Origin of the sequence: Brevundimonas sp. (assembly GCF_051858995.1) — a bacterium.
GTDB lineage: Bacteria > Pseudomonadota > Alphaproteobacteria > Caulobacterales > Caulobacteraceae > Brevundimonas.
The window spans coordinates 23,433-42,931 of sequence record NZ_JBHYGN010000003.1; the positions used below are offsets into that span (position 1 = coordinate 23,433).

19 protein-coding genes are annotated in these 19,499 nt (G+C 69.2%); 10 read left to right on the top strand and 9 right to left on the bottom strand.

Annotated features, from left to right (window positions below):
* The first annotated feature begins 3 nt into the window (after positions 1-3).
* Together ACTIEF_RS03480 and ACTIEF_RS03485 are read left to right on the top strand one after the other, a co-directional pair.
* Positions 4-645, top strand: coding sequence for a YdcF family protein (locus tag ACTIEF_RS03480; protein ID WP_439470809.1), 642 nt, complete (start codon positions 4-6; stop codon positions 643-645).
* Between the two features lie 2 nt (positions 646-647).
* On the top strand, positions 648-1,358 hold the full coding sequence (locus tag ACTIEF_RS03485; RefSeq protein WP_439470810.1) for a lysophospholipid acyltransferase family protein: 711 nt from the start codon (positions 648-650) through the stop codon (positions 1,356-1,358).
* 11 nt (positions 1,359-1,369) lie between these two features.
* Here ACTIEF_RS03485 and ACTIEF_RS03490 read toward each other — a convergent pair whose 3' ends face one another.
* Genes ACTIEF_RS03490 through ACTIEF_RS03505 form a run of 4 tightly spaced genes read right to left on the bottom strand, consistent with a single transcriptional unit; the run spans position 1,370 to position 5,387 of the window.
* Positions 1,370-1,681: a type II toxin-antitoxin system RelE/ParE family toxin gene (locus ACTIEF_RS03490; protein ID WP_439470811.1), complete on the bottom strand. Its 312-nt coding sequence runs from the start codon at positions 1,679-1,681 to the stop codon at positions 1,370-1,372.
* A gap of 2 nt (positions 1,682-1,683) precedes the next feature.
* Complete coding sequence (locus ACTIEF_RS03495; RefSeq protein WP_439470812.1) at positions 1,684-1,938, bottom strand: ribbon-helix-helix domain-containing protein; 255 nt, start codon at positions 1,936-1,938, stop codon at positions 1,684-1,686.
* Positions 1,939-1,986: 48 nt separating this feature from the next.
* Positions 1,987-2,718, bottom strand: coding sequence for a ligase-associated DNA damage response endonuclease PdeM (gene pdeM / locus ACTIEF_RS03500; RefSeq protein ID WP_439470813.1), 732 nt, complete (start codon positions 2,716-2,718; stop codon positions 1,987-1,989).
* Positions 2,715-5,387 (bottom strand): ligase-associated DNA damage response DEXH box helicase, encoded by a 2,673-nt coding sequence (locus tag ACTIEF_RS03505; RefSeq protein ID WP_439470814.1) that lies wholly within the window; start codon positions 5,385-5,387, stop codon positions 2,715-2,717. Before ACTIEF_RS03505 ends, pdeM begins: the two co-directional genes overlap by 4 nt.
* A 104-nt stretch (positions 5,388-5,491) precedes the next feature.
* Here ACTIEF_RS03505 and ACTIEF_RS03510 point away from each other — a divergent pair, with 104 nt between their 5' ends.
* The 5 genes from ACTIEF_RS03510 (at position 5,492) to hisC (ending at position 11,571) form a co-directional block, all read left to right on the top strand.
* Positions 5,492-5,668: a hypothetical protein gene (locus ACTIEF_RS03510; RefSeq protein WP_439470815.1), complete on the top strand. Its 177-nt coding sequence runs from the start codon at positions 5,492-5,494 to the stop codon at positions 5,666-5,668.
* A gap of 76 nt (positions 5,669-5,744) precedes the next feature.
* A complete protein-coding gene (locus ACTIEF_RS03515) occupies positions 5,745-8,579 on the top strand; it encodes an ATP-dependent DNA helicase (RefSeq protein ID WP_439470929.1) in 2,835 nt (944 codons plus the stop codon).
* A gap of 159 nt (positions 8,580-8,738) precedes the next feature.
* Positions 8,739-9,788, top strand: coding sequence for a DUF2125 domain-containing protein (locus ACTIEF_RS03520; RefSeq protein ID WP_439470816.1), 1,050 nt, complete (start codon positions 8,739-8,741; stop codon positions 9,786-9,788).
* Positions 9,788-10,471 carry a hypothetical protein gene (locus tag ACTIEF_RS03525; protein WP_439470817.1) on the top strand — a complete coding sequence of 228 codons (684 nt, stop codon included), beginning with the start codon at positions 9,788-9,790 and terminating at the stop codon, positions 10,469-10,471. The genes ACTIEF_RS03520 and ACTIEF_RS03525 overlap by 1 nt, the downstream gene beginning before the upstream one ends.
* Positions 10,472-10,479: 8 nt before the next feature.
* Positions 10,480-11,571, top strand: a complete 1,092-nt coding sequence (hisC, locus tag ACTIEF_RS03530; RefSeq protein WP_439470818.1) for a histidinol-phosphate transaminase — start codon at positions 10,480-10,482, stop codon at positions 11,569-11,571.
* 6 nt (positions 11,572-11,577) lie between these two features.
* Here the strand turns inward: hisC and ACTIEF_RS03535 are convergent, their stop codons facing one another.
* The 4 genes from ACTIEF_RS03535 to ACTIEF_RS03550 all read right to left on the bottom strand — a co-directional run bounded on the left by ACTIEF_RS03535 (position 11,578) and on the right by ACTIEF_RS03550 (position 17,052).
* Positions 11,578-12,114 carry a hypothetical protein gene (locus ACTIEF_RS03535; protein ID WP_439470819.1) on the bottom strand — a complete coding sequence of 179 codons (537 nt, stop codon included), beginning with the start codon at positions 12,112-12,114 and terminating at the stop codon, positions 11,578-11,580.
* A 139-nt stretch (positions 12,115-12,253) separates the two neighbouring features.
* Positions 12,254-13,057, bottom strand: coding sequence for a TIGR02186 family protein (locus ACTIEF_RS03540; RefSeq protein WP_439470820.1), 804 nt, complete (start codon positions 13,055-13,057; stop codon positions 12,254-12,256).
* Positions 13,057-13,980: a sulfite exporter TauE/SafE family protein gene (locus tag ACTIEF_RS03545; protein ID WP_439470821.1), complete on the bottom strand. Its 924-nt coding sequence runs from the start codon at positions 13,978-13,980 to the stop codon at positions 13,057-13,059. The genes ACTIEF_RS03540 and ACTIEF_RS03545 overlap by 1 nt, the downstream gene beginning before the upstream one ends.
* 237 nt (positions 13,981-14,217) lie before the next feature.
* Complete coding sequence (locus tag ACTIEF_RS03550; protein ID WP_439470822.1) at positions 14,218-17,052, bottom strand: SEL1-like repeat protein; 2,835 nt, start codon at positions 17,050-17,052, stop codon at positions 14,218-14,220.
* A 228-nt stretch (positions 17,053-17,280) separates the two neighbouring features.
* On the opposite strand from ACTIEF_RS03550, the gene ACTIEF_RS03555 reads away from it, so the two are divergent.
* From ACTIEF_RS03555 to ACTIEF_RS03565, 3 genes are all read left to right on the top strand, one after another.
* Positions 17,281-17,481, top strand: coding sequence for a hypothetical protein (locus tag ACTIEF_RS03555; RefSeq protein ID WP_439470823.1), 201 nt, complete (start codon positions 17,281-17,283; stop codon positions 17,479-17,481).
* 64 nt (positions 17,482-17,545) lie between these two features.
* Positions 17,546-18,055, top strand: coding sequence for a pyridoxamine 5'-phosphate oxidase family protein (locus ACTIEF_RS03560; RefSeq protein WP_439470824.1), 510 nt, complete (start codon positions 17,546-17,548; stop codon positions 18,053-18,055).
* Positions 18,056-18,127: 72 nt separating this feature from the next.
* A complete protein-coding gene (locus ACTIEF_RS03565; RefSeq protein WP_439470825.1) occupies positions 18,128-18,577 on the top strand; it encodes a hypothetical protein in 450 nt (149 codons plus the stop codon).
* On the opposite strand, the gene argF is transcribed toward ACTIEF_RS03565, so the two are convergent.
* Positions 18,574-19,488, bottom strand: a complete 915-nt coding sequence (argF, locus tag ACTIEF_RS03570; protein ID WP_439470826.1) for an ornithine carbamoyltransferase — start codon at positions 19,486-19,488, stop codon at positions 18,574-18,576. The two genes, ACTIEF_RS03565 and argF, sit on opposite strands and share 4 nt — an antisense overlap.
* Positions 19,489-19,499: the final 11 nt, after the last annotated feature.

Below are 19,499 nucleotides of genomic sequence, written 5' to 3' on the forward strand. Positions count from 1 at the left end.
GGCATGAAGTTTCTGACTTTCATAGCCATTCTGGTGCTGATCTGGTTGATCGGCCTGTTCGTGTTCGCCGAGCGCGTTCGCGGCTACACCCCCGCGCCCGAGCCGGAACGCGCCGACGCCATCGTCGCCCTGACCGGTCCGTCTGCGGAACGTGTGAACGCCGCCATCCGACTGCTGGAGCAGGATAAGGGCAAGCGGGTGCTGATCTCGGGCGTGAACCGCGAAGTTCGCCGTCAGGAGCTGCGCGCCCTGACCCCCGGCTCGAACCGCCTGTTCAACTGCTGCGTCGACCTCGGCTTCGAGGCCGAGGACACCATCGGCAATGCCCAGGAGATCGCCGCCTGGGCGGACGCCAAGGGTTATGACAGCCTGATCGTGGTCACCTCGGACTACCACATGGCCCGCGCCTTGACCGAGATCCGCGCCGCCGCCCCGGGTGTCGAACTGACCGCCTACGCCGTCGAGACGCCCTCGCTGGACAATTCGCGCTGGTGGCGGGCCGCCGTCACCGCCCGGCGGATGACGCTGGAATACATGAAATACCTCGCCGCCCTCGGCCGTGTCGCCGTGGGCAAGATCTCCGGCGAAGGCCGCCCCGCCGCCGACCCGGCGTCGGACCCCGCGCCGGAAGAAAAGGCCGCCTGACCGTGCAGACCCTGCGTTCGTTGCTGTTCACCCTGTGGCTCTATCTGTCGATGCCGCTGTTCGCGATCGGCCTGTCGCCCGCCCTGCTGATGCCGCACCGCCCGGCGATCAGCGTGGTCCGGCTGTGGGCGAAGACGGTGCTGTTCGGCCTGCGCTGGATCGCGGGGGTGAAGGTCGAGGTGCGCGGGCTGGAACACCGTCCCAACGGCGCGGCCCTGATCGCGTCCAAGCATCAGGGCATGCTGGATGTCGTGGCCCTTCTGGCCATTCTGCCGGATCCCTGCTTCGTGCTGAAGAAGGAGCTGATGATCCTGCCCTTCTTCGGCTGGTTCGCCTGGAAGACGAAGATGATCCCGGTCGACCGCTCGGCGGGCGCGACCGCGCTGAAGACCATGGTTCGCAAGGCCGGAGTTCGTCTGGCCGAGAACCGCCAGATCGTCATCTTCCCGGAGGGCACCCGCACCGCGCCCGGTGCCCCCGGCGAGTACAAGCCGGGCGTGGCGGCCATCTATCGCGACCTGGACGGCCCCTGCTGGCCCGTCGCCACCAACTCCGGCGTCCACTGGCCGGCCCACGGTTTCATGCGCCACAAGGGCACGGTGGTGTTCGAATTCCTCGAACCCATCCCCGCCGGCCTGAAGCGCGGCGAGTTCATGAAACGGCTGGAAGAGAGCGTGGAGACGGCGTCGGCGGGGTTGTTGGTCAAGGACTGAGGTTTACCGGATCAGACCCCGAAGTCGTCCCGGAACCGGTCAATCTGGTGCATGCGCTCGTGCAGCACGGTGACCACGCCCACATCGCCATTCGGCAGTAGCCGCCAATAGATCACGTGGCGCTCATAGCGGACGAAGTAGCCTTCAACGCCGAACTCGGCCGGGACCGGACGTGACACGGCTAGGTGGCTCTCAATCCCCGCCATCGCATTGAACACGCCATTGATATAGCGCTCGGCCTGAGCTGCTCCCCACTGCTCAAACGTATAGCGGTAGATGTCATCGAGACGGTGCGACGCCGCCTTCAGGATGCGCAGGGGCATGATCAGCCCCGGTTGCGGGCAATGACCTCAGCGGCGGTCAAAGAGATATAGTCACTCTCCGGCGCGGCGAAGGCATGCTGCAGTTCCGCACGCAGCCTTTCGAAGCGCTCCTCATCTTTCCGAGCCTTGTCCCGACGGATCAGGTCGCGAACGTACTCGCTAATGTTCTCGTACTCGCCGCCCTCATCGACATTCGAGGCGACGAAGTCACTGAGCGCGCGATTCAGGCGGACTGTCATGGTGGTAGTGCGGGACATGAGCGCCTCCTGTATTCAATATACATAATATCGAACGCACCTGCCAGATCAGCGCATGCTCTCCCACGCCAGCGCGTGCACCTTGTCCCGGCCCAAAACGGCGACCATGGGCGCGTCTTCGAACAGCCCCGCCACCGCCACGTCCCGCACGTCCAGCCCTCCTGTGAACGCGCCGAAGGCGGGCATCAGCAGGCGGCGGCCATCGGTGACGAAGCAGGGGCGGCGGACGCCGCGGCCGTAGGCGGCGACGCGGGCGGCAGGGTGGAGGTGGCCGGCGATCTCGCCGAGAGCTTCGCCGGGTTGCGGCTTGTGGATCAGGGTCAGGGCGCCCAGCGCCATTGTGGTGACGACCCGGCCCGGAAGCGCATCCAGCGCCCCCTCCAGGGCGACGAGATCGTGGTTGCCCTCCAGCCAGACCCAGTCGCGACCCACGGCCAGCCGGGCCACGCGATCACGATCTTCCTTGGGCAGACGACCGATGGCCTTCGAGTCATGGAAGCTGTCGCCCAGCAGGACGATGCAGGCGGGGTCCAGCGCCTCGATCTCCGCTTCCAGCTTGGCCAGGGTGGCGGGGCTGTCATAGGGCGGGAGCATCTGGCCGCGCGCGGCGAAGGCCGAGCCCTTTTCCAGGTGCAGGTCCGAGGCGATCAGGGTCCGGTGATCCGCCAGCCACAGGGCGCCCGAGCAGCGCAGCACGCAGGCCTCGCCCGCCACGCGCACCTTCAGCCCGCCGCAGGGATGGCGGAAGGGGACGAGGGTTTGGCGCAGGGTCGCGTTCACGCCGCGCCCTCCAGTTCAGGCGGGGCATCGGCCATGATCTCAGCGATCAGGGTCTCCTCGGCGAAGTCCATGGCGGTCTCGGACAGGATCATTTCGGCCGCGCCGCCCCCGACCCGCTCCCGTCCGATCTGCACCAGCACGGGGACGCAGAAGGGCGAGGGCCGATCCAGCGGCTGGTGCACGACCTGCCCCTGGATACGGGTCAGAAGCTGGCCCAGTCGAGCCACGTCCAGCAGGCCCGAGGCGGCGTCGGCGCGGGCGGTGCGGAGCAGCAGGTGATCGGGCTGGTGACGACGCAGGACGTCGTAGATCAGGTCGGTCGAGAAGGTGACCTGTCGCCCGGTCTTCTCCGCGCCCGGCTGGCGCTGCTCGATCAGGCCGGAGATCAGGGCGCAGTTGCGGAAGGTGCGCTTCATCATGAAGCTCTCCTCCAGCCAGCTTTCGAGGTCATCGCCCAGCATGTCGGGCTCGAACAGGGCGTCGAGGTCGAGCCTGTCCATCGGCTTGATCGACCAGATCGCCAGCGAATAGTCGGTCACCACGAAACCCAGCGGACCGATGTTCAGCCGGTCCAGCCGCTTGGTCAGCAGCATGGCCAGAGTCGTATGCGCCAGTCGGCCCTCGAAGGGATAGCAAACCATGAAATGGCGGCTGCCGCGCGGGAAGGTCTCGACCAGCATTTCGCCGGCGCGGGGGATGCGCGAGCGGACCTCCTGCAGCTCCAGCCATTCCTGCACGTCTGGCGGCAGGACGCGCCAGTGATCACGGTCCTGCACCATGTCGCGCACCCGCTCGGCCAGCGAGGTGCCCAGCGGGAATTTGGAGCCGCCGTAGGAGGGGATCTTGGGGTCCTTGTCTGTCGCCGCGCTGACCAGGGCGTCGGTTCCCGAAATGCCCTGGAAAGCCCAGACCTGACCGGCGAAGACGAAGGTGTCGCCGGGCTCCATCTGCTCGAAATACCACTCCTCGGCCTCGCCGATCTTGCGGCCGCCGATCAGGTGTTTCCCTCCCGCGCGACGCGAGGCGACCTTCACATTCAGATTGGCCGCCGAGACGATGGCGCCGACATTCATCCGATGGCTCTGGGCCAGCTGCGCGTTGCGGACCTTCCAGCGTCCGTCCGGCGTGCGCACGATGCGGGCGAACCGGTCGTAGGTGCGCAGGGCGTAACCGCCGGTGGCGACCAGATCGACCACCTCCTCGAACTGCTCCCAAGTCAGCCCGCGATAGGGGCCGCAGGCGGAAATCTCCGCATACAGATCATCCAGCGCGAACGGCTCGGAACAGGCGCAGCCCATGACGTGCTGGGCGAGGGTGTCGAGGGTGCCGATATGGACCGGCTCCCAGTCAAAGGCGTTCTCGGCCACCGCCTCGCGCGCGGCCTGACACTCCAGCATCTCGAACCGGCTGGCGGGGACCATCAGGGCGCGGGACGGTTCGTCCAGCCGGTGATTGGCGCGACCGATCCGCTGGACTAGCCGCGACGCCCCCTTGGGCGCGGCCAGCTGGATGACCAGATCGACGTCGCCCCAGTCGATTCCGAGGTCCAGTGTCGAGGTGCAGACCACGGCGCGCAGGTCGCCCCGGGCCATCGCCGCCTCGACCTTGCGCCTCTGCTCGGCGGCGAGTGAGCCGTGGTGCAGGGCGATGGGCAGGCTGTCCTCATTGATGGCCCAGAGCTGCTGGAAGACGAACTCGGCCTGCCAGCGGGTGTTGACAAAGATCAGGCTCATGCCCGACCGCTTGATGGCGTCATAGACCTCGGGCACCGCATGGACGCCGGTGTGGCCTGCCCACGGCACACGGCCTTCGGAGACGAGGACGTCGATGACCGGCGGCGCGCCGGGGTCGCCCCGAACGATCACCACACTACCCTTCCCCTCTTGCGAGGGAAGGTGGCTCGCGGAGCGAGACGGATGGAGGGTATCGGCTGCGTCTGCAGGCAGGGGCGGGACGGAAACACCCCCCCCATCCGAGCTGCTCCGCGGCCCACCTTCCCCCTCGAGGAGGGAAGGATCGTAGGGCGATAACCAGGAGGCGATCATCTCCGGATCGTCCACGGTCGCCGACAGAGCCACCCGCCGCATCTCCGGGGCGAATTTCTGAAGCCGTCCCAGACCCAGCGACAGCAGGTCGCCGCGCTTGCCGCTCCAGATCGCGTGGACCTCGTCCAGCACCACGCATTTCAGATCGGCGAAATAGGGCCGCGCCCCGTCCCAAGCGCAGAACAGGGCCAACTGCTCTGGCGTGGTCAGCAGGATGTCCGGCGGGAAATCCCGCTGGCGCTGGCGCTTGCTCTGTTTGGTGTCGCCGGTGCGGCTCTCGACGTGGATATTCAGCCCGATCTCGCGGATGGGCGTCATCAGGTTGCGCTCAACGTCGGTCGTCAGGGCCTTCAGCGGCGACAGGTAGAGGGTGTGCACCCCGCTGCCCGGTCCGTGCGGCGGACGCGGCCCGCGCTCGGCCAGGTCGATCAGGGACGGCAGGAAGCCCGCCAGCGTCTTGCCGCCGCCGGTCGGGGCGACCAGCAGGGCGTGGGATCCCGCCTGCGCCGCGGCGACCATTTCCAGCTGATGCCGACGCGGCGACCAGCCGCGCGAGGCGAACCAGTCGGCGAAAAGCGGCGGAAGCCCCTCGGAAAGCTTTGCAGGAACGGCGGTCGGCGTCACGGGAGGGGTATAGCATGTTCCCGTTCCGTTTCACCCGTGTCGTGACGCCTGTCGCGCACGCCGGATCAGGCCCTATAACTCGGGCCAACCGCAGGGAGCCGCGCATGAGCCCGACCGTCCAAGCCTTCTTCGACAGCGCCACCAACACCGCGACCTATCTGGTCAGCGATCCCGAGACCGGCGCGGCCGCCGTGATTGATCCGGTGCTGGACTATGACGCCGCGACCGGGGCGACGGCCTCCCTCGATTCGGTGCAGGCCGCAGCGGAGGCGGCGGGCTGACGTTCCCGTTCCGTTTCGGGGTCAGATTCGCTATCTAGGTCGGGTGACGACCGACTCCCTCACCTCCGCGGGTGCCCTGACCGGAACCGAGCCTTGGCTCGACCTGCCGTCGGCGCTGGCCGTGCCGCCGGGCGCGGGGGCGGTGTGCGATGACGAGGGGGCGCGGAAGATCGGGCGGGGCGGGGCCGAGGGGCTGTTGACGGGCGGCCCAGTGATGGTGGCCCACGCCAGCCTGACGGCGAGACGGCTGGGCATAGCGCCGCCGCCAAGATCAGAAGATTTGCTGGATGTGCTGGAGCTGTTCGCCTTCGTGCGGCCCGCGCGGTTCTGCGCCCCCTCCCCGACCGGGCTGGCCCTGGCCATGGGGCAGCCGGAGCCCAAAGGACCGGAGGCGCAGGCGACAGCCCTGCGCGAGGCGGCGGTGACCTTGCTGAAGGAGCTATCGGACCCGGCCTATCCGCAGCGTGAGGACGCCTTCACCCTGAACGAGACCCTGGGCCGGGCGGGCTGGAGCTGGTCGTGGCGGGTCGCGGGGGCCCTGCAGCATTCGCCGCTGAGGGCGCGCCAGCATCGCGGCAGCGGGCTGGATGTCTGGTCCCGGCTGGCGGAATGGGAGGACGAGGCGCCGCGCGGCGAGGCGGGTTCGGCCCCGGTCGACAGCGAGAGCGCGCGCATCCGGCTGGAAAAGCTGTTGCAGGCGTCCGGGCTGGACGAGACCCGCCCTGCCCAGTCCGACTATGCCGCCGAGGCCGCCTACGCCTTCTCGCCGCGCAATGAGGAGGGGCGCCCCCGCGTCCTGCTGGCCGAGGCGGGGACCGGGACGGGCAAGACCCTGGGTTATCTGGCGCCCGCCAGCCTGTGGGCCGAGCGCAATCAGGGGGCGGCCTGGGTCTCGACCTACACCCGCGCCCTGCAACGCCAGATCGACCGCGAGAGCGCCAGTCTGTGGCCCGATCCGGCCGAACGCAAGAAGAAGGCCGTCGTCCGCAAGGGGCGCGAGAACTACCTCTGCCTGCTGAACCTGCAGGACATGGTGCAGGCGGCGCAGCTGGGGAACGGCGACCTGATCGGCATGGCGCTGGCGGGACGCTGGGCGCTGAACTCGCGCGACGGCGACATGACCGGCGGCGACTATCCCGGCTGGCTGCCCGGCCTGTTCGCCACGCCCGCCAGCCAGCAGGCCAGCCCGGCCAATCTGGTCGACCGGCGCGGCGAGTGCGTCCACGCCGCCTGCCCCCACTACCGCACCTGTTTCGTCGAGAAGACCATCCGGGCCAGCCGCAAGGCCGATCTGGTCGTGGCCAACCATGCGCTGGTGATGACCCAGGCTGCTTTCGACGGCGCGCGGTCGGCGCGGGGGCTGAAGCAGGACGGCGAGACGGCGGCGCTGAAACGAATCGTCTTCGACGAGGGCCACCACCTCTTTGACGCCGCCGACAGCGCCTTCTCCGCCTGCCTGTCCGGGCAGGAGGCGGCGGAGCTGCGCCGCTGGATCCGGGGACCAGAAGGACGCGGGCGGCGCGGACGCGGGCTGGAGCAGCGGCTGGGCGACCTGTGCGCCGATAACGAAGCGGCGACCAAGGCCCTGCAGGACGCCATCCATGCGGCGGCGCAGCTGCCGGGCGAGGGCGCCTCGGGCCGGATCGCCCCGGCGTCTGGCGAGGTCAATCCGATCGGGCCGATCGAGCGATTCCTGGTCGCCGCGCTGGAACAGCTCCGTGGACGGACGACCGACAGCGGCGGACCGGGCGGAATCGAGTTCGGACTGGAGTGCAGCCTGCGACCGGTGACCGATCCGGTGCTGGACGCCGCGCGCGAGGCGGCTAGGGCGCTGGCGGCGGTCGAGGCGCCGCTGTTGGCCCTGTCGCGGCATCTGGAAGACATCCTCGATGACGAGTCGGTCGAGCTGGACGGCTCGTCCCGGGCGCGGATCGAGGGGGCGTTGCGCGGGCTGGACCGACGCGGGCGGATGACCCTGCCCGGCTGGCGCTCCATGCTGGCGGCGCTGGACAATGACACCAGCGAGCCGGACCCGGACTTCGTCGACTGGCTGAGCGCGGAGGCCGCCTATGGCCGAATCGCCGACGTCGCCCTGCGCCGCCACTGGATCGACCCGACCGTGCCGCTGGAAGCCGCCGTGGTCATGCCGTCGCACGGGGTGCTGATCACGTCCGCGACCCTGTCCGATCCGATGTCGGAAGATCCCTTCGACCTGGCCCGAATGCGGACGGGCTCGGCGCGGCTGATCGAGCCGGCCCGGACGCTGAAGGTCGAAAGTCCGTTTGATTATGGGGAAAACAGCCGGGTCATCGTCGTCAACGATCTGACCAAGGACGATACGCGCCAGACGGCGGCGGCGATGCGCGAGCTGTTCCTGGCCGCGGGCGGGGGCGGCGTGGGCCTGTTCACCGCCATCCGGCGGCTGAAGGCGGTCTATGAGCGGCTGGGGCCGGACCTCGCCAAGGCGGGCTTGCCCCTCTACGCCCAGCACGTCGATCCGCTGGAGGTGGGGGCGCTGGTCGATGTGTTCCGGGCCGAGCAGGACAGCTGCCTGCTGGGCACCGATGCGGTGAGGGACGGGGTCGATGTGCCGGGGCGCAGCCTTCGCATCCTCGCCTTCGACCGGGTGCCGTGGCCGCGCCCCGACCTGCTGCACAAGGCCCGGCGCGAGAAGTTCGGCGGCGGCTCCGCCCAGGGCCGCGCCTATGACGACGCTCTGGCCCGCGCCCGCATGGCGCAGGCCTTCGGGCGGCTGATCCGTCGGGCGGACGACAAGGGCGTCTTCGTCATGCTGGACGCCGCCTGCCCCACCCGCCTGTTCGCCAGCCTGCCGCCGGGAACCGAGGTGCTGCGCATGGGTCTGGCCGAGGCGGTCGAGCTGGTCGGCGGCTTCCTCAAGCCCACGTCTTGAAGCCGGGCGGACCGCCGTCCACATCCCCGGAGACGGCAAGCGCGGCCTTAACCGCGAATTGGACTCTTCGGACCCGCTTTTTCATCGTATGGGCGCCGGGAGCGGCTTCGCACGTTTCGTACAGTTCGGACTCTTCGCACCCTGTTTTTCGGACCCCGAATGACCGCTGACAGCGCCAAACCCTATCGCCACCCCCGCCGCGGCATCGTCGGCCCCTTCCTGATCGCCGGGATCATCCTGGCGGCCTGGACCGGTTGGTGGTTCTACCTTGTGCAGCAGATCGAGGCCCGGCTGGAGGCTCAGGTCGCCACGCTGGAGCAGGGCGGCTGGACCATCGAGCACGCCGACGTCACAACCACCGGCTGGCCCTTCCGGGCGCGGGTGGAGATTCCCCACGCCAGAATCCTGGCCCCGTCGGGCCATGGCGTCGCCGCCCCCGCCATCGTGGCCGAGGCGAACGCCTGGAACCCCGACCGTTGGGTCATCATCGCGCCGGACGGCCTGACCCTGACCCGCGCCGACAAGGGCAAGGTCGGGGTGCGCGGCGACGCCCTGCGGATGAGCGTCAGCCATCTGCGCGACCGCTTCCCCGATCTGCGGGTCGAGCTGGTGCGCGCCAACTTCACCCCGCATCCGGGCGCCGATCCCTTCCCCATCGCCTCGGCCGAACACATCCAGCTGGAGACCCGTCCCCATCTGACCAATGGCGAAGCGACGACCGACGAGATGGATGTGCTGTTCAATCTGGTGGACGCCCGGGGCCGTCGCGGCGGCCCGGTTGAGGGCGCGACCCAGGACGGCCGCCTGACGCTGGCCCTGGAGGGCACAGTGCAGCAGGCCAGCCGCCTGAAGGGGCCGAACGCGGCGGGCATCTTCGCCAACTGGACCCGGTCGGGCGGACGCTTCACCGCCGTGCGCGGCGAGCTGACGGCGGGCGAGAGCCGGGCGCGGCTGGCCAGCGAGGCCCTGTCCGCCGACGCCGACGGACGACTGACAGGCGAGATCGCCCTGACCGCCGAGAAGCCCGGCCCGGTCATGTCCGGCATGGCCTCGGCCCAGTCAGGTGCGGTCAACAGGGCGGGCGCCGTGGGCGCGGCGGCGGCGACCGCCGTGAACGGTGATCGACCGGTGGACCTGACCCTGTCGTTCCGCGACGGCCGCACCTGGCTGGGGCCGTTCGCCCTGGCCCCGGCGCCGAAGCTGTTCTGATGCTGAACGCCCCGCCCGAAGATGCCGCACGGCTGGCGCTGGATCGGGCCTTGGCCCAGGCCGTGCGCGCGCGGCTCACGGCCGGACCGCGTCCGACCGTGGACGCCGACGCCATCGCCCTGAGAGACGCGCTGAAGGGGCTGAAGCCCGCCGAAGCCTCCGCCGCCCGCTCGGTGTTGGGTCGGCTGGACGCCGCCACCGGCCCGCGCCTGATCGTCTGGGGCCCGGCCTCACAGGTGCTGGCGGCGGACCGCTACGGCCTGTCGGCCCGCATCGCGGCCAAGCCGGAGGCGGCGCTGAAGGCGGTGCGTGACGGCGCGCGCGCCCTGATGGACCTGACCCCGTCCAACGCCTGGTTCGGTCGCCTGCTGGCCGAGCCCGCACTTCGCGTCATCGCCGCCCTGCCCGACCACGGCGCGGGCGTGCCCCGCTCACTGCTGGTGCAGAAGACCCAGCCGGGCCCGACCGGCCACGACCGCACCTTCTGGGCGACCGACAGCAGCCTGCCGAACAGCCGGATCCTGGACGCCCTGGCCGACGCCGGACTGGCCGCGACGCCCTTGATCGAGGCGGGCGGGTTGAAGCTGTTCGTGCTGGCGGGCTATGTGCAGGCCGAGGACGGGCGGCTGAACGGCGCGCCCGGAACCCTGTCCGGCGTCATCGGCGCCGCCCCCCTGTTCTGAGAGCTCTCATGACCGACGCCATCCAGCCGAAGCCCGGCATCCTCGACATCGCCCCCTACGTCGGCGGCAAGTCGAAGATCGAGGGCGTCGCCGAGCCGATGAAGCTGTCGTCCAACGAGAACGCGCTGGGCGCGGGCGAGAAGGCGCGCGAGGCCTATCAGGCGGCGGTCGGCAACATCCACATGTACCCGGACGGCCGGGCGACCAAGCTGCGCGACGCGGTGGCCGACCACCATGGGCTGGAGCCCGAGCGGCTGATCTTCGGCAACGGCTCGGACGAAGTCTTCGCCCTGCTGAATCAGACCTATCTGCAGCCCGGCGACAACATCGTCACCGGCCAGTACGGCTTCCTGGCCTATCGCATCAGCGCCCTGGCCAATCAGGCCTCGGTCAAGCTGGCCCCCGAGCCGGGCTTCAAGGCCGAGGTCGAGGCCATCCTCGAGCAGGTCGATGACCGCACGAAGATCGTCTACATCTCCAGCCCCTCGAACCCGACCGGCAGCTACAACACCGCCGAGGAGACCCGCCGTCTCCACGCCGCCCTGCCCCCCCACGTCCTGCTGGTGATCGACGAGGCCTACGCCGAGTTCGTCACCGCTCCGGATTGGGAGACCAGCTTCCCGCTGGCGCGCGAGGCCGACAACGTCGTGGTCACCCGCACCTTCTCCAAGATCCACGGCCTGGGCGGCCTGCGCATCGGCTTCGGCTATGCGCCGCTGAAGGTCTGCGAGGCGGTGGACCGCATCCGCCTGCCGTTCAACGTCTCGGTGCCCGGTCTGGACGCCGCCGTCGCGGCGCTGGGCGACGAAGCCCACCAGAAGGCCTCGCGCGATCTGGTCGAGACCTGGCGTCCGCGCCTGACGCAGGCGATCAAGGGCTTCGGCTTCGACGTCTTCCCGAGCGCCGGCAATTTCGTGCTGGTCCGCTTCCCGGACGCCGCGCGCAACGCCGCCGCCGCCAACGACTATCTGAACACCAAGGGCATCATCGTCCGCCCCGTCGGCGGCTACGGCCTGCCCGATTGCCTGCGCATCACGGTCGGCACGGAAGACCAGAACCGCGCGGTTCTGGACGCGCTGAGCGAGTTCGCGGCGAGCTGACCCACCCTACTCGCAGGCGGCGGTGAAGCGAGACGTCCGGCCGTTGATACTGACCTCGGCCGTCGCCTTGTGCCCGAACCAGTTTTTCGACGCGGAGTAGGTCTCGCGATCCTCGCCAACAGGGGCGCCCTGCACGTCAGCGCGCCAGAGCGTGACGGTGAAGGTCGAGCCCCACAGCCTGGTCTGGGTCTGCCGAGTGAGCTCGGTGTTCTGCGCCCGCGCGGCCGCGGGAAGCGGACGGCCTTCCTGATCGACCGCGACGATGGCGCCGTCCGGTGTCACCGGCGGGTTGGCCGGAATCACGAAGGGCTCCAGAATCAACACGGTCTCGTCGCCCCGCTGGACGAAGGCGATGAACTTGCCGGCAGGCGGAGAGATTATGGCTGGATTCGCGCCCTCGACCGCCTGAAAGGGTCCGCAGACCCCCAGCACCTGCGCGCCCGCGCCCGCTTCGGCCAGAGCGGCTTCGCGTTGCCGGACCCTGTCGTCATGGCCTTCCGGAGTCGCCGCGCAGGCCGTCAGGAGCGCTGGCGCCAGCAGCATCAAACCCGTTCGCATCTTCATCCGACATCCCATCGAGCCACCGATCCATTCAGGGAACGATGTTCGCCAATCTTCCTTAAGCCAAAACTCTCGTCAAGCAGGCGCGGAAGGCAGGAAGGTAACCTGTAAGGGAATCGACCTACTGGCGCCTGAACACCCGGCTGGCCGCCCAGCCGGTGAACATGGCCAGCAGCACGCACAGGATGCCGTAGGTCCACGGGCGGCGATGGGCGAACTCGAAGATGTCGCGCTCGATGCCGACCTTTTCAACCGTCAGAGTCAGGTTGCTGACCGAGACCGGCTCGCCCTCCTGGAACAGCCAGACCTCGGCGAAATACTGGCCGGTCGGGGCGACGGCGGGCAGGTCGACCTCGGCGCGGAACAGGCCCTGATCAACGAACTGCACGCCCTTGGGATCACTGTTGTAAAGGGCCGCCGCCTCGCGGAGGCGGATCACCGCGCGGCGGTAGTCGAGGTAGTCCTCGCCGATCCGGCTGACGACCACGTCGCGCACGCCGTAGCGGGTGACGGTGCGGCTTTCCTCCGGCGCGGCGATGCGCAGGTGATCGACGCCGACGCCCAGACGGCGCAGCTGGCCGAAGTCGGCGATGTCGCTGAGCGCCCGGGTCGAGGCGGTCATGTAGAAGCCCGGCGCTCCCTCGAACAGGACGGGGCGGCTGTTCAACCAGACGCCCGAGTTGCGTGTCTTCTTGACCAGACGGACCGGCCCATCCGGCCCGCGCACCACCACCACCACATCGGCGGGAGTGTCGGTCGGATTGAAGACCGCGCCGTACAGGACGATGGAGGCGCCGCGGAAGCTGGAGTCGACCATGACCCGGGCGTCAGTCATGGCGGCGGCGACGCGGACCTGCTGCGTCGTGTCGACCGAGCGCTGGGGCGCGGGGGCCTCGACGGCCGGCGGCGGGGGCGGGAGCTGCATCATTGCGCAATCCCCGGGGCGAAGCTGAACAGGTCGCTGGGCCGGACGAAGAGCTCAAGCCCCATGTAGATGCCGACCAGCAGTACGATGACGGCCAGAACCGCGCGGAGTTCCTCGGCCCGGAAGCGGCCGGACAGGCGCGCGCCATACTGGGCCCCGACCACACCGCCCAGCAGCAGGATGGTGGACAGGACGATGTCCACCGTCTGGTTGCGGCCCGCCTGCAGCACCGTGGTCATGGCCGTGGTGATGATGATCTGGAACAGGCTGGTGCCGACGACCACCTGCGCCCGCATGCGCAGGACATAGAGCATGGCGGGGACTAGGATGAAGCCGCCGCCGACGCCCATGATGGCCGACATCATGCCGACGAAGACGCCCAAGCCGATGGGCGGAATGACGCTGATGTAGAGGCCCGAGCGCGGGAAGCGCATGCGCAGCGGCAGGCCATAGAGCCACAGCGGACGGCGGCGCTCCTTGTGCGGCGTCACCTCACCGCGCACCCTACGCAGGATCTGGCCGAGGCTCTCGTAGAGCATCAGGGCGCCGATGGCCCCGAGGAACAGCAGGTAGGACAGGGCGACCGCCAGATCGGCCTGGCCGAGCAGGCGCAGGTACCGGAACAGCTCAACCCCGAGGAAGGCCCCGACCACGCCCCCGAAGGCCATGATCGAGCCGATCTTGTAATCGACCAGCTTCTGCGAGGTGTAGCTGATCACGCCCGAGGTCGAGGAGGCGACCACGTGGCTGGCCTGGCTGGCCACCGCGACCGATGGCGGGATGCCGAGGAAGATCAGGATTGGCCCCATCAGGAAGCCGCCGCCGATGCCGAACAATCCGGACACAAAGCCGACCGTCGCGCCCAGCAAAACCAGGAGCGGCCAGTTCACCGAAACCTCGGCGATCGGCAAATAGATATCCAAAGGACGCGCCTTCGGCTGGAACTGAGGTCAAACGCCCGAAAGGCGACGGTGGAACTGTCCTGAACGCCTCGGGCCGAAGGTGCAACCCGATCCGTCCGAAAGCTTGATCAATCGCCTAGACCGAAATCGGTTCGGATGTCTTCACATCCGAACTCAGATTCGCTCCGGCATCATACTTGGAGCCTGATTCACGGCATCGATGGATCGCGAAGCAATTCCATCTCAACCGATCAGGCTCTAGGCGATCGGTTCGACGCTGAAGCGGTCGGCGTCGGCCCGGGCCTTGCCGCGGTCGGCGGTCGACAGGCTGGTGCGCAGGCGATCCACGGCCTCCTGGGCGTCGCTGTCCCCCGACCGCGAGGCGATCAGATACCATTTGAAGGCCTGGATCATGTCCACGCGGACACCGCCCACACCGGTCTCATAGAGCCGCGCGACGTTGAACTGGCTGTCCACCAGACCCATCTCGGCCGCTCGGGTCAGCCAGGTCATGCCTTCGTGGCCGTCGACCGACCCGCCCGTGCCTTCGAACAGGTACATGGCGTAGTTGTGCATGCCGCGCGGATTGCCGGCCTCGGCCGCGCGCTTGATCCATTTGCGGGCTTCGATCGGGTCGACCGTCACGCCCTTGCCGCCGTCCTGATACAGGCCCGCCAGCTGCAGCTGGGCGGGGGCGTAGCCGAGGGTCGCCGCCTCTTTCAGCAGGTCCAGGCCGGCGGGGTTGTCGCTGTCCAGCTGGATGATCGCCTGCTGGTACACGCCCGCGGCGCGGGTCAGGTCGGCGGGCGAGGCCTTGACCACGGACGAGGCCAGGGCCGCGACCGGCTGGGCCTCGGCGTTCGAGCCGGGCAGGCCCGGGATGGTGATGCCGGCGTCCGTCAGCTCGCTGAAGGCGACGGCGCCGGTGGCGGTCAGGACCACGGCGACGGCGGAGGCGCCGAGCGCCTTGCGAACCGTGCCGCCTTCCTTGGAGGCCTGCTTGTCCAGACGTTCCTGCAGGCGCGACTTGCCGCCGCGCTTCAGGCCGAAGCCCGAACGGGCGGGCGCGGCCTCGGGCTCGTTCATGGCGGCGCGGGCCGCGTCGATGGCCTGACGGGTCGAGTTGGCGGCGCGGCCTTGCGCCGCCGCGGCGCGCAGGGCGCGCGGATCAACGAAGTCGGTCTCGCCCGCGAAGTCGTCCGGACCGGCGTCGAAGCTGTCCGGAGCGGTGGCGGCCAGGGCGTCCGACACATCGGCGCCGCCGAAGCTCTGGCCGAACGGCGCCGAGGCGGCGGCGGGACGCGGCGCGAAAACGGGCGTGTGCGGCGCGGCGTCGAAGGCTTCTTCCGCTTGGGTCACGAAGGGCTGGGTAATGGCTTCGCGGCTGCCGAACGGGGTCGAGATCGCCGGTTCCGGCGAGGTGCGCGGACCGCGCAGGACCGCGTCGAAGACGGCGTCGGCGGTCAGGGCCTCGGGCTCGTCCTGCAGGTCAGCAGCGGGCGCGAAGGCGGGAATGACCGGCTCGGGCTCGGGCGGGGCCAGCTCGGCCGACCAGGCCTGCTGCTCGGTATAGACCGGGTCCGGATCCTCGAAGGTCTGCCCCTGGAAGGGGGCATCGGGGAAGGCCGTGTCCGGGAAGGCGGCGGCGCGCCAGTCGGGCTGGACGTCGGCGACCGGCTCCGCGACCGGGGCAGGCTTGGCCTCGGCGCGGCGGTCGATGTTGTCGCGCGCCTCGGCGATCAGGGCGGCGGTGCGCTCTTCCGACAGGCGCATGCGCTCGGCCAGCTCGCCCGAGGCGCGGTCGTAGCGCTGCTCGATGCGGGTCGAGCTGTCGCTCAGGCGACGGCTGATGTCTTCCAGCGCCTGCTGCGAGCGGCGCTCGGACTGGGCGATGCGTTCGCTCAGGCGGTCCGAGATGCGGGTGATCTCGCCGCCCAGCTTCTCCAGCGCCAGGGCATGGCGGTCGTCGGCGGCGGTCAGGCGCTGCTCCAGACCCTGGGCCAGACGGCCCATGTCGCCCTCGACCTTGCGGCTCAGGCTTTCGCCCAGCTTCTCGATACGAGTGTCGATACCCGTCTCTATCCGGCCGACGCGGCCGTTCAGGTTCTCGGCGATGCGCAGGACCTCACGGCCCATGGCCTCGACGGCTCCGGCGGAGCGGGTCTCGGACGTCTTGAGCTGTTCGCCCAGCGCCAGCACAGCCCGCTCGATGCGGTCCATCCGGTTCTCGGACTCGGCCGTGTCGAGACGGCGCATCATCTCCAGGCGGTTGCCCTCGACCTGACGGCTCAGGGTCTCGGCCAGCTTCTCGAAGCGGGCGGCCTCGCGGGCGCCCTCGGGCTCGACCCGGCCCTCGGCGGCGCGCAGGCGCTCGTCCAGATGGGCGAAGGAGCGCTCAAGGCCGCGCAGGGCCTCGGTCGTGCGGGCCTGCGCCTGATCCAGACGGGCGCCGACCTGGGCCAGCAGATCCGAACCGGCGCCGGGACCGGCCAGTTTCTCGACCGTGTCCATGCGCTGGCGCAGTTCGTTGACGCCGGTGCGCTGACGCTCCTCAATGTCGTAGAGGCGGCTCGCGAGGGCGCCCAGGCCGGTCTCGACCTTGCCGAAGGTCTCGGCGGTCTTTGGGCCGGTCTCCTGCTCGAACTTGCGCAGGCGGCGGTGGCCCTCGCGCAGTTCCTCGGCCAGATCATCAATGCGGCGGCCGTACTGGCGGCCATCTTGATCCGCGGCCTCGAGGCGCCGGACCAGACCGGCGACGGCCTGATCCACGCCCTGGATGGCGACGGTCGAGCGGCGCTCGGCGGCTTCCAGACGGGCGGCGATGGCGTCGACCGAGGCGGCCAGACGCTGGGTGTTCTCGTCCATGCCATAGGCGTCATCCAGCCGACGGCTGCGGCCACGACGTTCGAAGATGTCGGCGGCATGGGGGCGGCGCGGCAGGGGCGTATAGCCCTCGTCCTCGTCGCCATCTTCCATGATCATCGAGTTCAGCCACTCACCGAGCGTCATGCCGGAGCGGCGCGCAAGGTCCTTGGCGATCTCGCGAGCCTTGGGGTCTATCCCCTTCACGCTCCACGGCGCGGCTGCGCTCACTGATTCGCCTCCCGACCTTTGACGTGGACGCTAGTGCGCCAGATCAAGGGTGTAAACGCACGGTTAACCCCAACATGTAGGGTCACCCACAGCTTCCTGTGGAAAGACCGAACAGCGGCCGTATGGATGCGCCCGACGTGGTTAACAGCCTGTGAAGATTAACTTCTCGGCAAGGACTCACGTCCTCTTGCGCGGAGGCCCTCGTCGGTCCACGTGGCCTTAATGGACATGCCCCAGACCTTGGCCCTGACCGCCGTCGCCCTGGCGATCACCGTCTTCGCGGGCTGGCGCGGCGCGCGTCCGTGGGACCCCAGCCGCAAGGTCCGGATGGCGCCGTGGCGCTTCATCATGGTGATCGGCGGGGCCGTGGTTATGATGCTGCTGATCCACGTCGGCGCCCTGCTGGGCGTGCCGCAGCGAACCTACTGAGACCGGGAACTCCGGCGCGAGCGGACGCTTTCCTGAATCCACAACGAGATCAGGAGAAACCGCCATGGGCGACAAACCCCTCACCGCCGCCGAAGCCGAAGAGCATTTCTGGGACAGCCTGAAGAAATCGAACACCGGCCTGCTGGGCCTGGACCAGCCCGGCTATCACGCCCAGCCGATGACCGCCTTCCGCGAGGAAGAGACTGGGACCATCTGGTTCTTCACCCGCGACGACACCGATCTGGCCAAGGACGCCGCCCTGCCCGGCGGGCAGAGCGCCATGTTCCACTACGGCTCGAAAGACCAGAACGTGTGGGCCTGCATCCATGGCGAGCTGTCCGTGCATGGGCAGGACCGCGAGATCATCGACCGCTACTGGAACCCCGTGCTGGCCGCTTGGTATCCGGAGGGCAAGGATGATCCGCGCCTGACCATCCTGCGCTTCGACGCCGACGACGGACGGGTCTGGGTCAACGAAGGCGGCTTCTTCAAATTCGCATATGAGGTGGCCAAGGCCAACATCACCAAGACCACCCCGGACGCGGGCGGCGTGGCGGACGTGAACCTGCAGTAGGGTTTCGTCAGGTTTCGACGGCGGAAGCGGTCGATGGGGCCCAATAGTCTGCCTTCAGCTCTGGAGGTTCCAATGAAGCCCGCCCTGCTGATCCCCGCCGTCGTCGCCGCCCTGCTCGCCGCCTCGCCCGCGCTGGCCTGCCGCATCCCGTCCGCCGCCGTCATGGCGGAGGCCGCCATGCCCAAGGTCGGGGTGATCGCCAGCGTCGAGGCGCCCGAAGAGACGCTCGGCGTCAACGGCGCCGGAACCGCGTCACTGACCCTGTCGGTATCGCGCGTACTGGATGGAGAGGCGCCGTCGCGGATCACCCTGTCCGCGCCGGTCACCGACATCATCGTCACCACCTGCGGCCCGCTGCGGCTCGAGGGCCGCGATCTGGCGGCCCTGCCGGTCGGCGCACAGGTGATCGCGACCGGCATTCAGCCGGCCGGATCCGCGCCCATCCGGCAGGTCGCCCTGCTGTACAGCGCGAAGGGCCGGTTGTTACTGGAGCGTCCGGAGCGGGACCGGGTCGAGCCCTAACCCGAGAAGCACCACGCCAGCACGGCCTTCTGGGCGTGGATGCGATTCTCAGCCTCATCCCAGACCAGCGACTTGGGCCCATCGATGACCGAATCCGTCACCTCTTCCCCACGGTGCGCCGGGAGGCAGTGCAGGAAGACAGCGTCCTCGTTCGCCAGCGACATCAGGGCGTCGTCGACGCCATAGCCGTCGAAGGCTTCCAGACGGGCCTCATAGTCCTGATCGCCCATGGACACCCAGGTGTCGGTGACCACGACGTCGGCGCCCGCCACCGCTTCGCGCGGGTCCGAGGTCAGCATGACGTGGTCGCCGCCACGGGCGAGGTCGTGCAGGTCGGGGTGATACTCCGCCGGGCAGGCGACCTGCAGGCGGAAGCCGAACTTCGGCGCCGCATGCATGAAGCTGTGGCAAACATTGTTGCCGTCACCGACCCAGGCGATGGTCTTGCCCGCCACCCGCCCGAGATGCTCCTCGATGGTCAGCAGGTCGGCCAGGATCTGGCAGGGGTGTGAGCGGTCGGTGAGGCCGTTGATCACCGGCACGGTCGCCACGCGGGCGAAACGCTCGACATCCTCATGGCTGTTGGCGCGGATCATGACCGCGTCGACCATGCGCGACAGCACCTTGGCGGTGTCCTCGACCGGCTCGCCACGGCCCAGTTGCATGTCGCCCGCGTTGGCGATGATGCCCGAACCGCCGAGCTGGCGGATGGCGGCGTCGAAGCTGAAGCGGGTGCGGGTCGAGTTCTTCTCGAACACCATGGCCAGCACGCGATCCTTGGCCGGAGCGTCGGCGTCCGCGCGGCCCTGCGGCCAGCCCTCGCGGGCCTGCTTTCGCGCATGGGCGTCGTCCAGAATGGCGCGCAGCTCTTCGGCTTCGAGCCGATAGATATCGAGGAAGTGACGGACCATGGGGACCTGAA

Coding starts and splice junctions, on each gene's coding strand:
- ACTIEF_RS03480 (WP_439470809.1), top strand. CDS start 4: ATGAAGTTTCTGACTTTCATAGCCATTCTGGTGCTGATCTGGTTGATC.
- ACTIEF_RS03490 (WP_439470811.1), bottom strand. CDS start 1,681: ATGCCCCTGCGCATCCTGAAGGCGGCGTCGCACCGTCTCGATGACATC.
- ACTIEF_RS03495 (WP_439470812.1), bottom strand. CDS start 1,938: ATGTCCCGCACTACCACCATGACAGTCCGCCTGAATCGCGCGCTCAGT.
- ACTIEF_RS03510 (WP_439470815.1), top strand. CDS start 5,492: ATGAGCCCGACCGTCCAAGCCTTCTTCGACAGCGCCACCAACACCGCG.
- ACTIEF_RS03520 (WP_439470816.1), top strand. CDS start 8,739: ATGACCGCTGACAGCGCCAAACCCTATCGCCACCCCCGCCGCGGCATC.
- ACTIEF_RS03525 (WP_439470817.1), top strand. CDS start 9,788: ATGCTGAACGCCCCGCCCGAAGATGCCGCACGGCTGGCGCTGGATCGG.
- hisC (WP_439470818.1), top strand. CDS start 10,480: ATGACCGACGCCATCCAGCCGAAGCCCGGCATCCTCGACATCGCCCCC.
- ACTIEF_RS03535 (WP_439470819.1), bottom strand. CDS start 12,114: ATGCTGCTGGCGCCAGCGCTCCTGACGGCCTGCGCGGCGACTCCGGAA.
- ACTIEF_RS03540 (WP_439470820.1), bottom strand. CDS start 13,057: ATGCAGCTCCCGCCCCCGCCGCCGGCCGTCGAGGCCCCCGCGCCCCAG.
- ACTIEF_RS03555 (WP_439470823.1), top strand. CDS start 17,281: ATGCCCCAGACCTTGGCCCTGACCGCCGTCGCCCTGGCGATCACCGTC.
- ACTIEF_RS03560 (WP_439470824.1), top strand. CDS start 17,546: ATGGGCGACAAACCCCTCACCGCCGCCGAAGCCGAAGAGCATTTCTGG.
- ACTIEF_RS03565 (WP_439470825.1), top strand. CDS start 18,128: ATGAAGCCCGCCCTGCTGATCCCCGCCGTCGTCGCCGCCCTGCTCGCC.
- argF (WP_439470826.1), bottom strand. CDS start 19,488: ATGGTCCGTCACTTCCTCGATATCTATCGGCTCGAAGCCGAAGAGCTG.